Origin of the sequence: Nostoc sp. UHCC 0302 (assembly GCF_038096175.1) — a bacterium.
Lineage (GTDB): Bacteria > Cyanobacteriota > Cyanobacteriia > Cyanobacteriales > Nostocaceae > UHCC-0302.
In genome coordinates this window covers 3685900-3698869 of the sequence record NZ_CP151099.1, presented here as the reverse complement: position 1 = coordinate 3698869, position 12970 = coordinate 3685900, and the positions used below count along the sequence as shown (strand labels likewise).

Annotated in this window: 10 protein-coding genes; 3 read left to right on the top strand and 7 right to left on the bottom strand. The window is 41.2% G+C overall.

From position 1 onward, the window contains the following. Positions 1–65 precede the first annotated feature (65 nt). Positions 66–1493, bottom strand: a complete 1428-nt coding sequence (locus WKK05_RS16005) for a protein kinase (protein ID WP_341530596.1) — start codon at positions 1491–1493, stop codon at positions 66–68. Between the two features lie 691 nt (positions 1494–2184). Here WKK05_RS16005 and WKK05_RS16000 point away from each other — a divergent pair. Further along, positions 2185–3381 (top strand): tetratricopeptide repeat protein, encoded by a 1197-nt coding sequence (locus tag WKK05_RS16000; RefSeq protein WP_341530595.1) that lies wholly within the window; start codon positions 2185–2187, stop codon positions 3379–3381. Between the two features lie 7 nt (positions 3382–3388). Here the strand turns inward: WKK05_RS16000 and WKK05_RS15995 are convergent, their stop codons facing one another. The 5 genes from WKK05_RS15995 to WKK05_RS15975 all read right to left on the bottom strand — a co-directional run bounded on the left by WKK05_RS15995 (position 3389) and on the right by WKK05_RS15975 (position 7839). Next, positions 3389–3622, bottom strand: coding sequence for a hypothetical protein (locus tag WKK05_RS15995; RefSeq protein WP_341530594.1), 234 nt, complete (start codon positions 3620–3622; stop codon positions 3389–3391). 42 nt (positions 3623–3664) lie between these two features. After that, complete coding sequence (locus WKK05_RS15990) at positions 3665–4831, bottom strand: pyridoxal phosphate-dependent aminotransferase (RefSeq protein ID WP_341530593.1); 1167 nt, start codon at positions 4829–4831, stop codon at positions 3665–3667. A 304-nt stretch (positions 4832–5135) separates the two neighbouring features. After that, complete coding sequence (locus tag WKK05_RS15985) at positions 5136–5492, bottom strand: hypothetical protein (RefSeq protein ID WP_341530592.1); 357 nt, start codon at positions 5490–5492, stop codon at positions 5136–5138. 188 nt (positions 5493–5680) lie between these two features. Beyond that, positions 5681–6763, bottom strand: coding sequence for a class I fructose-bisphosphate aldolase (locus WKK05_RS15980; protein WP_341530591.1), 1083 nt, complete (start codon positions 6761–6763; stop codon positions 5681–5683). Positions 6764–7143: 380 nt separating this feature from the next. Beyond that, complete coding sequence (locus WKK05_RS15975; protein WP_341530590.1) at positions 7144–7839, bottom strand: hypothetical protein; 696 nt, start codon at positions 7837–7839, stop codon at positions 7144–7146. Between the two features lie 885 nt (positions 7840–8724). On the opposite strand from WKK05_RS15975, the gene WKK05_RS15970 reads away from it, so the two are divergent. After that, positions 8725–10950: an FdhF/YdeP family oxidoreductase gene (locus tag WKK05_RS15970; RefSeq protein ID WP_341530589.1), complete on the top strand. Its 2226-nt coding sequence runs from the start codon at positions 8725–8727 to the stop codon at positions 10948–10950. Between the two features lie 51 nt (positions 10951–11001). Next, the gene (locus WKK05_RS15965) at positions 11002–11670 is read left to right on the top strand and encodes a Uma2 family endonuclease (RefSeq protein WP_341530588.1); all 669 of its coding nucleotides are present in this window, start codon (positions 11002–11004) and stop codon (positions 11668–11670) included. Between the two features lie 62 nt (positions 11671–11732). On the opposite strand, the gene WKK05_RS15960 is transcribed toward WKK05_RS15965, so the two are convergent. After that, on the bottom strand, positions 11733–12833 hold the full coding sequence (locus WKK05_RS15960) for a serine hydrolase domain-containing protein (protein WP_341530587.1): 1101 nt from the start codon (positions 12831–12833) through the stop codon (positions 11733–11735). Positions 12834–12970 lie beyond the last annotated feature (137 nt).

The following is a 12970-nucleotide window of genomic DNA, read 5'->3' as shown; positions in this document are numbered from 1 at the left end:
TGTTTAGGGGCTTCCAAATCCAAAAATATTTAACCCTATCAAGTAGCACTCTCGTTTTAACAGAATTATTCAAATTCAAATGATTGAATCATTTTCTCTGCTGTTTGCACAAACTTATCATAATCATCTATGGCTGCTGTATATGTTATGACATAAGCCTTATCATTTTTTAAAGTCCAAACTTGCAGAGTTTTTAAATTATTTTCTCCATCTTTGCCAGTAAAAACTAATTTATTTGCTCTTTTGTTTGCCATAGTTGTTTCACTGGTATTCACGATTTTAGCTTCAGGTAGACTATTCTTGATTTCTTGAATAAATAAATCTCTAGATTCATCTAAAGTGCTAGACAAAGTTTCTGTACTAATAGTCAGCTTATCTCTAAACTTATCAGCATCACTTTGTTTAGGTGACAAGAATGTCACTAATTCTTGAGTTACAGGGTTTGGTATATCTTGTCTTTCCCAGCCTTCCGGATATTTTATCTTTATCCCATTATTAGAATCTTGATATGTAAGAAATTTTTGTGTTGGTGTTGTAAATTGAGATAACAAGACAATAGCTGTAGCAACTGCGGCTAGGATTCCTCCACCAATGAGCAATTTCTTGGTTGGTAAAGATGATAGAGATTTCTGTGTAATTGTAGTTACTGGTACATGACCGAGGGTTGTTAAAGCTTGCAATGCCGCCTCTGCTGTAGGATAACGTTGACGGAAGTCATAGCGCACCATGTTGTCTATAATCTCTCGTAACTGCGGACTTATTTGTGCTTGCTCATGCCAATCAATTTCTCCTGTATCATGGTTTCTTGGTAATCCCTGACCACCAAAAGCAACAGGATTTATCCCTGTTAAAGCTTGGATGGCAATAACTCCTACTGCATAGATATCGCTGCTTAACTGTGGGGTTTGACTGGCTTGTTCGCTTGGCATATAACCATGAGTACCAATAGCAACGGTATAAGTTGTTTGCCCTTGAGAATTAGCCATTTGAGTACTGATTTGTTTGACTGCGCCAAAATCAATTAGTACTATCTTGTTATCTAAATTTCTCCGGCGAATATTGGCCGGTTTAAGATCCCGGTGAATAACATTATTTTGATGAACAAATACTAAAACTTCCAAAATGTCTTTTAAAAGTTGAATGACTTCAGCTTCACTTAATAGGTTACCTATGGGAGGTATTTCTTCACTAATGTCATGACCGGGAATAAATTCCTGAACTAAAAAAAATTCTCGGTTTTCTTCAAAGTGAGCTAATAATTGGGGAATGTTGTCATGCTTTCCTAAGACTTCCAGGGTAGCTGCTTCTAAGTCAAAAAAACGTTTTGCTTGCTGTAAAGTGTATGCATCGTTAGAGATTGGTTGAAATAGCTTAACAACACAATGGGGATTCCCTGGTCTTTGTATATCTTGAGCTAAGAAAGTCGCGCCAAACCCTCCTCGTCCTAGTTGAGTGAGAATTTGGTAGCGTCCACCCACGATTTGACCCAGCATTAAATTTACCCTTCCTCCTAGAATTACCCAAAAAGTCTTGAGTCACCTAACTTTGATGCTTATACTTAGTGTCTACCCTGCGGGAAGCCGCTATCGCGTCTAGGTGTCTTTGTCGTTCAAACATAAATTTTGATTAACCACTAAGACACAAAGAAAACTCAATGTTGCGGTTCCATCTGACAGGGTTAGTTTCACTACTCAGCACTTCTAACTTACTGATTCGTTAATCTTGATTTTTGCACATAATTTAATTTGGCAGTTTTGACCAAACCTGAAAACACATTACATAGTTTGTATTATCAGTGTTTACAGCAATTACCAGGCACATGAAATCACCCCACCCGCGCTGTCGCGCACCCTCCTCTTGGTAAGCTACGGTATACACACAAGTCGAATTACCCCCCTTAATCCCACGCCACTTGCTACAACGGAGGGAACCTCCGCAACGCAGTGGCTCCCCTTATAAAGGGGGAAAAAGAAATCTAGTTCCCTCCCCTTTCCAAGGGGAGGGTTAGGGTGGGGTAAAACCGACACTTAAACCCAGATGAGTAGCCTGTTTCAGACTTGTGTGTACACCGTAGCCAATGCTTTGGGGAGGGTTGGGGAGGGGTTATTTTGTATGTCACTGAAGTTGGAAACGCCATAGCATCTTTATTGACCCTATAAGAGTAAATAAAATAACGATTAGCTTATGAGTCTGAGTCTGTGCATGATTGTGAAAAACGAAGCAACAACACTGTCTAACTGCCTAAACAGTGTGAAAAATGTTGTAGATGAGATGGTAGTGGTAGATACAGGCTCAATCGATCGCACTCCCAATATTGCTGCACAATTTGGTGCAAAAGTCCATCATTTTCAATGGTGTAATGACTTCAGTGCTGCTCGTAATGCTGCTCTAAAATATGTCACTGGTGACTGGATTTTGGTATTAGATGCTGATGAGACTTTAACACGAGAAATTGTACCGCTGTTGCGAGATGCGATCGCCAGGGACGAATACCTACTAATCAACCTCGTCCGCCAAGAAGTCGGTGCAGAACAATCACCTTATTCTTTAGTTTCTAGATTATTCCGCAATCATCCAGATATTCGCTTTGAACGTCCTTATCACGCTCTGGTAGATGACAGCGTTACGGCAATTTTAGATCGAGAACCTGATTGGCAAGTAGGTTATTTACCAGGGGTGGCGATTCTCCACTCAGGATATCAAAAAACTGCGATCGCCCAAAACAATAAATACGCTAAAGCCGCAGCAGCGATGGAAGGTTTTCTCGCTACTCATCCCGATGATCCCTATGTTTGCAGTAAATTAGGGGCATTGTATGTGGAGATTGGTAAAATTCCTCAAGGAATGGAGTTGCTGAAACGCGGAATCGCATCTAGTGATGAAAACTACGATATTTTGTATGAACTCCACTACCACTTAGGCATTGCCTACAGTCGGTTGCAAAATACCCAACAGGCTATTTCTCACTATCAAACTGCGATTAAGTTACCGATTTATCCGATGCTGAAATTAGGAGCATATAACAATCTGGGTAACTTACTCAAAGCCGCAGGAGATTTCGAGGGTGCGAAGAATGCTTACGCCACAACTTTGAAGATTGATCCGAATTTTGTTGTTGGATATTACAATCTGGCGATGATTTTCAAAGCTTTTGGTTTATTTACAGATGCGATCACCTTTTACCAACAGGCTATCCAGTTAAATCCTAACTATGCTGAAGCGTATCAAAATTTAGGCGTGGTGTTGTTAAAAGTTGGTAATCACCAAGATAGCTTAAAAGCCTTTAAAAAAGCGATCGCCCTCCATGAAAAGCATAATCCACAAGAGGCGAAGAGATTACGCCAAGGGTTGCAGGAGATGGGGCTGTTTCATAATTCGTAATTCGTAATTAAGATAGGTCAATTCTCTGTGTCTCTGCGTCTCTGCGTGCAAATAAATAAGATTTTTGTGTCTCACGCAAAGGTGAGCCAGTGCGTTGGGCGGCTCTGCCGACTTGTTCGCGCAGCGTCTCCGACAGGAGAAGCAACTGGCGTCGCAAAGGCGCAAAGAAGAGCGCGAAAGGGTGATGTGAGAGGTTCTGAGGGTCAACGTTGAGGTTCCGAAGGTCAACGTTGACCCTCAAAAGGTCAACTTCTTCTTTTCTCCTGTCTCTTATCTCCCAAATCTAAATACGTGACTTGACAAATTTCTCTAACCTATCCATTCCTTTTTCAATTGTTGGCAAATCGGTGGCGTAGGATAGGCGAATATTGTCATCAGCACCAAAGGCAATTCCAGGAATGACGGCAACTTGTTGTTCTTCAAGCAAGGCGTCACAAAATTTTAGAGATTTTAAACCTGTTTTGCTGATGTCAGGAAATAGATAAAATGCACCGTCTGGTTTTGCGGTACTCAATCCGGGAATGGCGTTGAGTCTGTCTAACATTACCTGTCGGCGTTTGGCGAAGGCTTGGCGCATTTCTTCTACGCAGTCTTGTGAACCTTGTAGCGCGGCGATCGCCCCATATTGAGCAAAGGTACACACATTCGATGTACTGTGTCCTTGGATGGTACTTGCGGCTTTGATAATTTCCACTGGCCCTGCTAAATAGCCCAGTCGCCACCCTGTCATGGAGTAAGCTTTGGCAAAGCCGTTACTAATCAAAGTCCGGTCAAAAATTTCCTTCCCTAGTGAACCGATGCTGATATGTTCTGCACCGTCGTAGAGAATCTTCTCGTAAATCTCGTCAGAGACAACTAAGATATCTGCATCAACTACTACCTGCGCCAGTGCTTTAATTTCCTCTGGCGTGTAAACCATCCCTGTGGGATTCGATGGGGAGTTGAGGATAAATAACTTTGTTCTGGGGGTGATGGCTTTGCGGAGTTGTTCGGGGGTGATTTTATAACCAGTCGTTGCATCTGTATGCACAATCACTGGTACTCCACCGACTAAGGTCACCATTTCGGGATAACTTAGCCAATAGGGAGCAGGGATAATGACTTCATCACCCGGATCAATCAGCGCCACCATCAAGTTGTAGAGAGAATGCTTACCGCCATTAGTGACGATGACATTTTCTGCTTTGTAATCAAGATTGTTATCAGTTTTAAGCTTGTGGGCGATCGCTTCCCTTAACTTTGGCTCTCCAGATGCTGCACCATACTTGGTTTTGCCTTCATCCAAAGCTTTCGCTGCTGCGGCTTTGATGTGGGCTGGAGTATCAAAATCTGGTTCTCCGGCGCTAAAACTACAAACATCTATTCCTTCTGCCTTCAGTGCCTTAGCCTTGGCTGCGATCGCTAAGGTTAAAGAAGGTGTTACCTGACTTACTCTTGCTGCCAGCTTCATTCTTACTTATTCGGCAAATCTTTCACTTATTTTAGGATATCCCAGAATCTCTACCAAGATTTACCTTTTCTAAATTCCTTAGCTAATAAGCAATAGATAACCTACTTTCTTCCTGCTATAAGATTAGTTCTTTTCTTGCTTAGCGTTCTTCTCTACGTTCGCGCAGCGTGTCGCAGACAGACGCTAACGCGAAAGCGGTTGGTAAAAAAATTCGGTAATTTAGCCACGAGACAAGAGTAAGCAAATAAACTCTACTGCTTAGTTTGTAGAGACGTGATCCCTCACGTCTCCATATCCGTTGGACTTAATCTAAATCCCTTCTAACTGATCTATCTCGGCCTAAATCTCTTTCAGCTCCAGTACGATCATAGTCTTTTGCGTCTACTCGCCTGCGATCGTCGATAGAATCACGAGCAGTTGTTCTATTCCTTGGACGTTCTTTATTAGCATAGTAAGGTCTGTCAGGAGCAGTTCGTTCTGTCCTGCGGTCTTTGGCAGAATAATAAGGCTTAGACGATTCTGTCTTGCGCTCTTTTTCTGCAAAATAACCGTCTGCATGAACTGAGTTAGCAGGTAAGCTAATTACCCAGACTAAAGCAGCCAGCATTACTATTGCAATTTTGCGACCCAATTGATTAATTTTTCTCTGGATTTCCAACATCAGGAAAATCTCCTAACTCTTTGGGAAACACCTGAATGTTAGGAAACTACCAATGAGCTAACGTCTTCCTCTAGACTGGTTACTTATATATAAAAGGGATTGGGGAGTGGGGATTGGGGATAACAAAAAAGAATTTATTTCCTCATTCCCCCACTTCTCTACTCCCTACTCCCTACTCCCCACCCACTCTACGCTATCGTTACATCTGACGACAAATAAACATCCTGAATGGCGTGAAACAGTTTTACTCCTTCTTCAAAGGGGCGTTGGAAGGTTTTGCGTCCAGAAATTAAGCCTGTACCACCAGCGCGTTTGTTAATTACAGCGGTGCGAACTGCTTCTGCGAAGTCATTTTTACCAGTCGCCCCACCGGAGTTAATCAGCCCCGCACGTCCAGCGTAGCAATTCAGCACTTGGTAACGAGTCAAATCAATTGGGTGATCACTAGTCAAGTCTGTATAAACTCTTTCATCTGTTTTGCCGTAACTTTTACCAATTGCTTTAGCAACTGCTCCGTAACCATTGTTATTTTCGGGTAACTTTTGTTTAATGATGTCGGCTTCAATCGTCACACCCAAATGATTTGCCTGTCCGGTGAGGTCGGCGGCAAGATGGTAATCTTTATCTTGTTTAAAAGCGTTGTTACGTAGATAACACCAGAGAATAGTGGCTAAGCCGAGTTCATGGGCGCGTTTAAAAGCTTGGCTAATTTCATGAATTTGTCTAGCAGATTGCTCTGAACCAAAATAAATTGTCGCGCCTACTGCTGCTGCACCCAAATTCCAAGCTTGTTCAGCATCAGCAAACAATACCTGATCAAATTGATTGGGGACAGTCAGCAGTTCGTTGTGATTGAGTTTGGCAATAAAGGGGATTTTGTGGGCATATTTACGGGATACGCTACCCAATACTCCCAAAGTTGTAGCTACAGCGTTGCAACCAGATGCGATCGCTAACTTGACAATATTTTCTGGATCAAAGTAAATCGGATTGGGTGCAAAAGATGCAGCGGCTGAGTGTTCAATGCCTTGGTCTACTGGTAAAATCGACAGATAGCCAGTATTCGCAAGGCGACCAGTAGAGTACAGTAACTGGAGATTGCGTAATACTTGGGGATTGCGATCGCTATTCAACCAGACTCGATCAACAAAGTCTGGCCCCGGCAAATGTAGTAAATCCTGAGAAACTTTTGCCTTGTAGGTGAGCAAGTCTTCTGCCTCTTTCCCTAACAAGGACTCGATAGAATTTGGCGCAGATAGCGTAGAAGTCATAGCTTTATCCCTCAAAAACTATAGCAGATGACCTTCGCCTATTAAGATAGCATTTTTACTATTAATAACTTGCGGATATGTAAATTAACGATTGGAAATCCTTATCTTAACCTTTCTTTTATGCTGACTATCACTTATTAATTTAAATAATTTCAATTATACTACTTTAGTAGGATTAATTACTAAAATTAATTGCTGTTAATATAAAAAACAATTTAAATAATAGAATTATTAAAGTTCAGCAGTTAAAAAACAATTTGTATGAAAATTTAGTATGAATTACTCAATATTAAATTCCTGAAAACTTCAAAATAAAAAAATCCTCTCCTTGATTTGGAGAGGATTGCTAACTTAGAGCTAAGTTAGTCAACTTATTCTGACTATTTTGGAGCCGAATTTTCAGTACTACCAGTACCAGCACTTCCTGAACTACTGCCTGATGTTGCATCAGTTTGAGTTGATTTATCTTGAGCAGAAGTAGAGGTAGTATCGCTGTTTGTCTCTTGAGGAGAAGTTTTATTACTCTGATTTTCGGATTCTTTAGGAGTTTGAGGTTGTGAAGGCGCTTGTTGCTTCGTCAGCGGTACTGGCGCAGGATTAGGAATAGAAATATTAATGTCTTGTTGTGGTACAGGCGTGGATGGTTGAGGTGCAGGAACTTGCTGCTGTGGAACTGGAACAGCAACTTCTTTAGTTCTTTCAATAATAGTGGTTTGTTTTTGAGGAGCTTGCTGCGCCTCTGATTTTTGCGGAACTACTATTGCAGGTGCAACTGGAGTTGGTGTATCGTTGCGTTGGTTGAGGAAGAAGATAACACCACCAACTAAGCCTAATAAGGAGGCGAACAGCAAGCCCATTAATAACCCGCTGGCGCTATTGTTATTATCGCGAGTTACTAAATCTTCTTGAGCATCAACATAACCATTCCTGTAAGAATTAGATTTAGGCTCAACAAAGCTGTTATTAACCGTTTCTTCTGTTTGTTTCACGTTAGTTTTTATTTGTCCGTTTGGGTCTATGTAAGACTCTTCTCGAACTTCGCGGTTATAGTTTGGGTAATCGTTTTTGTTAGTCATGGGTGTTAATAAAGTAAGGTAAAAATTGAAAGCTTTTAAAATTTGTAGCTTTCATAGAACAAAAATTCTTAGCTATGTTGTAGTCTTATTTTTGCTACTTGTTGCTTGAATTTCTTTTAGAATAACTCCAACACTCTTGTGAACGGCTCTTTCTCAAGAATGGATTATTACATCTCTCAAGAGATAGAATATAGAGGAGTATCTTTACTGAAAATTTACTGTTAAATGTTAAAATTTACTGAATATTTATAAGCAAAATCATAAATAAAGTATATGAGTATCATCTAATAGATATAAATAAAAAGAAGTAGTATCTCTAAAATGTTTATTAGTTTTTGTCAGTTTATTTTAGTCTCGAAGAAATGAGATTAAAAACACAAACCGATATTAATGGGTAAATTTGGTTGAGGAAAGGGACTCAAGCAACCACTCTTTTGAACTACTAAGATGTATTTTCGTTGGTGAATTTGAGAAATTTATTTAATTCGCTATTTATTAGTCAAAAAAATACACAGTTTCTGATTGAGCGATCGCACCAAGCCATATTATGTGAGAATAAATTAGCATTGCTGAATTTGAGTATGAAAGTCAAAAATTCAATCTCTCAATCTCTCAAACTCATATTCTCTGTACCTCTGCGCGACGCTACTTGCTACAACGCGGCGGCACTTCCTTCAAGCCGGCAAAGCCGTCCAACGGAGTGTCTTGGAAACCCGCGCAACGCAGTGGCTCCTCTGCGTGATACAAATTCATACCTTTACTCAGCAATGTCAATAAATTAGTTTTCACAGTTTTATCTGCTCTGTGTGGATTTTTAACAGCCTGCTACTCAAATCCTACTCAAAACGGTAGCCTTGAAGAATTCAGTAACCCACACACTGCGCCATGTTACCTAAACCCAAAAAGCACTGGACACCTCAGCATTGGGCAAGTTGGAAGCCCTTTGGCATTGGTGAACAGTACCCCAACAACTATTGGGAAGTATTTCGCGCTATCTGGCTGTCTCGTGACAAGCTGCCCTATGCATGGAATATCCTCAACAAGGGTGTCTGTGATGGTTGCGCCCTCGGAACAACCGGGATGAAAGATTGGACACTAGATGGCATCCATCTCTGCAATGTCCGGTTGCGGCTGTTGCAGATGAATACCATGTCAGCTTTTGACCCTATGCTGCTAGCAGATGTTTCGCAGTTACAAAAGCAAAAAAGTTCCCAATTACGCGACTTGGGAAGGCTTCCCTATCCAATGCTGCGTCAACGAGGAGAAAAAGGTTTTCATCGTGTAACCTGGGATGAAGCTTTAGAGGTAATTGCTCACCGCATCCGCGCTACTACACCAGACCGTCTTAGCTTCTACGTTACCAGTCGCGGCACTGTTAACGAAACGTACTACGCAACTCAAAAAGCTGTGCGGGCGATGGGAAGTAATAATATTGATAACGCTGCGCGTATCTGCCATTCTCCCAGTACAGCAGGACTAAAGGCTGCTCTCGGCGCAGGGGCCACCACTTGTTCTTATAAAGACTGGATTGGTACGGATTTATTAGTGTTCATTGGCTCTAACGTTGCCAACAATCAGCCTGTTACCGTCAAATATCTCCATTACGCAAAGAAAGCTGGCACTAAGATTGTAGTAATTAATACTTACCGCGAACCTGGAATGGAACGCTACTGGGTTCCCTCAATTGTGGAAAGTGCCATTTTTGGAACTAAGTTTGCCGAAGATTTCTTCTTGGTCAACATGAATGGAGATATCGCATTTTTGAATGGCACAATTAAACATATAATTGCCAACAACTGGGTAGATGAGTCATTTATTGACCGTTATACTGCTGGCTTTGCAGAACTAAAAGCCTCACTAGAAAATCAGTCTTGGGAAGAGTTAGAAAGACTTTCTGGTGCTTCTCGCGAGGAAATGTACGCCTTTGCCAAAATGGTTGGGGAAGCCAACAAAGCTGTATTTGTTTGGAGTATGGGCATTACTCAGCATGAGTGTGGCGAAGATAATGTCCGGAGTATCATTAACCTAGCTCTTACAAAAGGGTTTGTTGGTCGGGAAGGCTGCGGTTTAATGCCAATTCGCGGTCACTCCGGGGTGCAAGGTGGTGCTGAGATGGGATGTTACGCCACAGTATTTCCTGGTGGTAAGCCTATTACATCAGAGCATGCTGCTCAATTAAGCCAGCATTGGGGTTTTGAAGTACCTGCAAGTAAAGGTTTAATTGCTCCCGAAATGATTGATGCGGCACATCAAGGACAATTAGATGTGTTGTTCTCCGTAGGTGGAAATTTCCTAGAAGTGCTGCCAGAACCAGATTATGTGGAAGGTGCGCTGAAGCAGATACCGTTGCGGGTACATATGGATATTGTCTTGTCTAGCCAAATGTTAGTAGAACCAGCTGACACTGTAGTGCTTTTACCTGCTACTACTCGCTATGAAATACCAGGAGGAGTCACAGAAACTAACACTGAACGCCGGGTAATTTTTAGCCCCGAAATTCCCGGCCCTCGCATTGGGGAAGCGCGTCCAGAATGGGAAGTGTTTTTGGAATTGGCAAAACGTGTACGACCAGATTTAGCAGACAAGCTAGCTTTTGCTAATACTGCTGCGATGCGTCAAGAAATTGCCCAAGTTGTCCCACAATACGCTGGTATTCAACATTTGCAGCAAGCTGGTGATCAGTTTCAGTATGGTGGGTCACATTTATGCTTTGGCTGGAACTTTGCAACAGCGGATGGTAAGGCACACTTTGGGGTATTATTGCCACCACAGATAGAGTTACCAGAAGGCTGTTTTTTACTAGCAACCCGCCGCGGTAAACAGTTTAATAGTATGGTGCAGGAACGCAAGGATGCAATTACTGGGGCAGTACGAGAAGCGGTGCTAATGAATCTTTCTGATGCAGCAAAGTTAGGATTAAAAGATGGCGATAAGGTAATTCTTAAAAATCAATTGGGTGAGTTACAAGGGCTAGTTTATATCGCACCCATTCAATCAGGTAACTTACAAGTACATTGGCCAGAAGGTAATGTGCTATTAGATAAAAGTAAGCGATCGCTTGAAGGTGTCCCAGACTATAACGCAATAGTCCGTCTGGAAAAACAAACCTAGATATTCAAACAACTGCTACCGTAAATTTATATCAATTCAAAACTTGCAGCCATGTCCGCCGCTAAAGATTTTGACTTCCCAGATGATGTAATATTTCCTCCAGGGGATTTATATAGTGACGAACCGCCTTTGGAAAGTGAATTACATCTACGCCAAATAATTCTGCTATTACAATCTTTAGAATTGTGGTGGCGAAACCGCAACGACTTTTACGCTGCGGGTAATCTGACTATTTTCTACAGTCCACACCAGCGGAGGTCAGAAGAATTCCGAGGCCCAGATTTTTTTGTCGTGCTGGGATGTGAACGCAAAGTTCGCAAAAGTTGGGTTGTTTGGGAAGAAGATGGAAAATATCCCAACATAATTGTAGAGCTGCTCTCGAATTCTACAGCATCAACTGACAAAGGCTTAAAAAAACAAATTTTTCAAGATATCTTTCGCACACCAGAATATTTCTGGTTTGATCCAAATAATTTAGAATTTGCTGGGTTTATCTTAATAGGTGGGACTTATCAACCTATAGAACCTAATCCTCAAGGATTATTGTGGAGTCAGCAACTAAGTTTGTATTTGGGTGTTCATGAAAATAAATTGCGCTATTTTACTGCCGAAGCACAGTTAATTCCTACACCTGAAGAATTCGCTGAACAAGAAACACAACGTGCTGAACGTTTAGCAGCAAAATTGCGAGAATTGAATATTGATCCAGAAAATTTATAAGAATAAGGTGGCATTATAATGTCTACTATACAAGCTGTAAGCAAGTTACTTACGCATTAATATCATTTTTGATAAGCAACTTCTAAACCTGCTATAGCTATTGATTTAATATCAGCATTCTGAGCATTTAGCAGCACTACTATGATAGTGTCTTGATTGGGTAAATATGTCAGCAATGTTGTAAAGCCATAGGCTATACCACTATGGCCAAATGATTTTGCCAAAGGCGATGCAAAACGTTCCACACCCAACCCATAGCTATAGCCTTCGCCATTATTTGTAAATTTCAGCATTTCTCTCATCATCTTCGGGGAGAGTAAAGTTCTTTTAGCAAATAAAGCTGTGGCGAACTTGGTTAAATCCTCTGCCGTTGAAACTAATCCACCATCTCCTAAACCATTGCCATCATTGACCTTGGCGTAACTATGTAGATTACCATTTTTGTGGCGATCGCCATAACCTGTAGCCACTTCTCCAATTACTGGTTCGCGCAATTCAGTAAAGGTATGGTTCAAACCTAATGGTTCTAAAATTTGACTGCGGATACCTTGTGCAAGACTTCCTCTGGTGATATTCTCTACAATCAGTTCCAAGAGAATGTAGTTGCTATCAGTATAAATAAATTTGTCACCTGGACTTGCTTGCGGTTCTTCATCATACATATACTGAATTGCCTCTCTTGCTGTCCAAGGCTGTGAACGACTTCTTTTAGCTGTAGCCTGGATGAACTCCGGTGTTGCCAAGTATTCAGCAACACCACTGGTATTATTGAGTAGTTGACGAACTGTAATTTTATCGCTGTTAATAATATGAGGACTGATATCTCTTGGTAAGTAAGTAGCGATCGCTTGATCTAATTCTATTTTCCCCTGTTCCACTAATTTCAGCACAACCACCGCCACAAAGGTTTTGCTCATACTGGCAATAGAAAAACCATCTGTAGGTTTCATAGGTGTTTTGGTCGCTAAATTATTGACACCAGATGCAGCCAGCCAATGGCCTTTAGGCGTAGAAATGTACATTACTGCACCAGGGATTTTCTGTTCTGCGACTACCTCATCTAAAAGTGACTGGAGTTGAGAACTTTTTTTTGCGATCGAGGTTAATATTACTTGCTTAGCAATAGATTTTCCTATTACTTTTTGACTAATTCTATTGCTCACCCAGTATCCTATAAAACCAAGAGACATTACAAAGATTATTACGAATAAAACTTTGCTTAAAGTCAAAAACTTTAGGTTCATTTTACTTCCCCAACGTCAACCTAACTTTATGTCTAAACTGCACAAAGTAGTTATTC

Excerpts from the sequence above, each read along its gene's own strand:
- WKK05_RS16005 (WP_341530596.1), bottom strand. The coding sequence starts at position 1,493 with ATGCTGGGTCAAATCGTGGGTGGACGCTACCAAATTCTCACTCAACTA.
- WKK05_RS16000 (WP_341530595.1), top strand. The coding sequence starts at position 2,185 with ATGAGTCTGAGTCTGTGCATGATTGTGAAAAACGAAGCAACAACACTG.
- WKK05_RS15990 (WP_341530593.1), bottom strand. The coding sequence starts at position 4,831 with ATGAAGCTGGCAGCAAGAGTAAGTCAGGTAACACCTTCTTTAACCTTA.
- WKK05_RS15985 (WP_341530592.1), bottom strand. The coding sequence starts at position 5,492 with ATGTTGGAAATCCAGAGAAAAATTAATCAATTGGGTCGCAAAATTGCA.
- WKK05_RS15980 (WP_341530591.1), bottom strand. The coding sequence starts at position 6,763 with ATGACTTCTACGCTATCTGCGCCAAATTCTATCGAGTCCTTGTTAGGG.
- WKK05_RS15975 (WP_341530590.1), bottom strand. The coding sequence starts at position 7,839 with ATGACTAACAAAAACGATTACCCAAACTATAACCGCGAAGTTCGAGAA.
- WKK05_RS15970 (WP_341530589.1), top strand. The coding sequence starts at position 8,725 with ATGTTACCTAAACCCAAAAAGCACTGGACACCTCAGCATTGGGCAAGT.
- WKK05_RS15965 (WP_341530588.1), top strand. The coding sequence starts at position 11,002 with ATGTCCGCCGCTAAAGATTTTGACTTCCCAGATGATGTAATATTTCCT.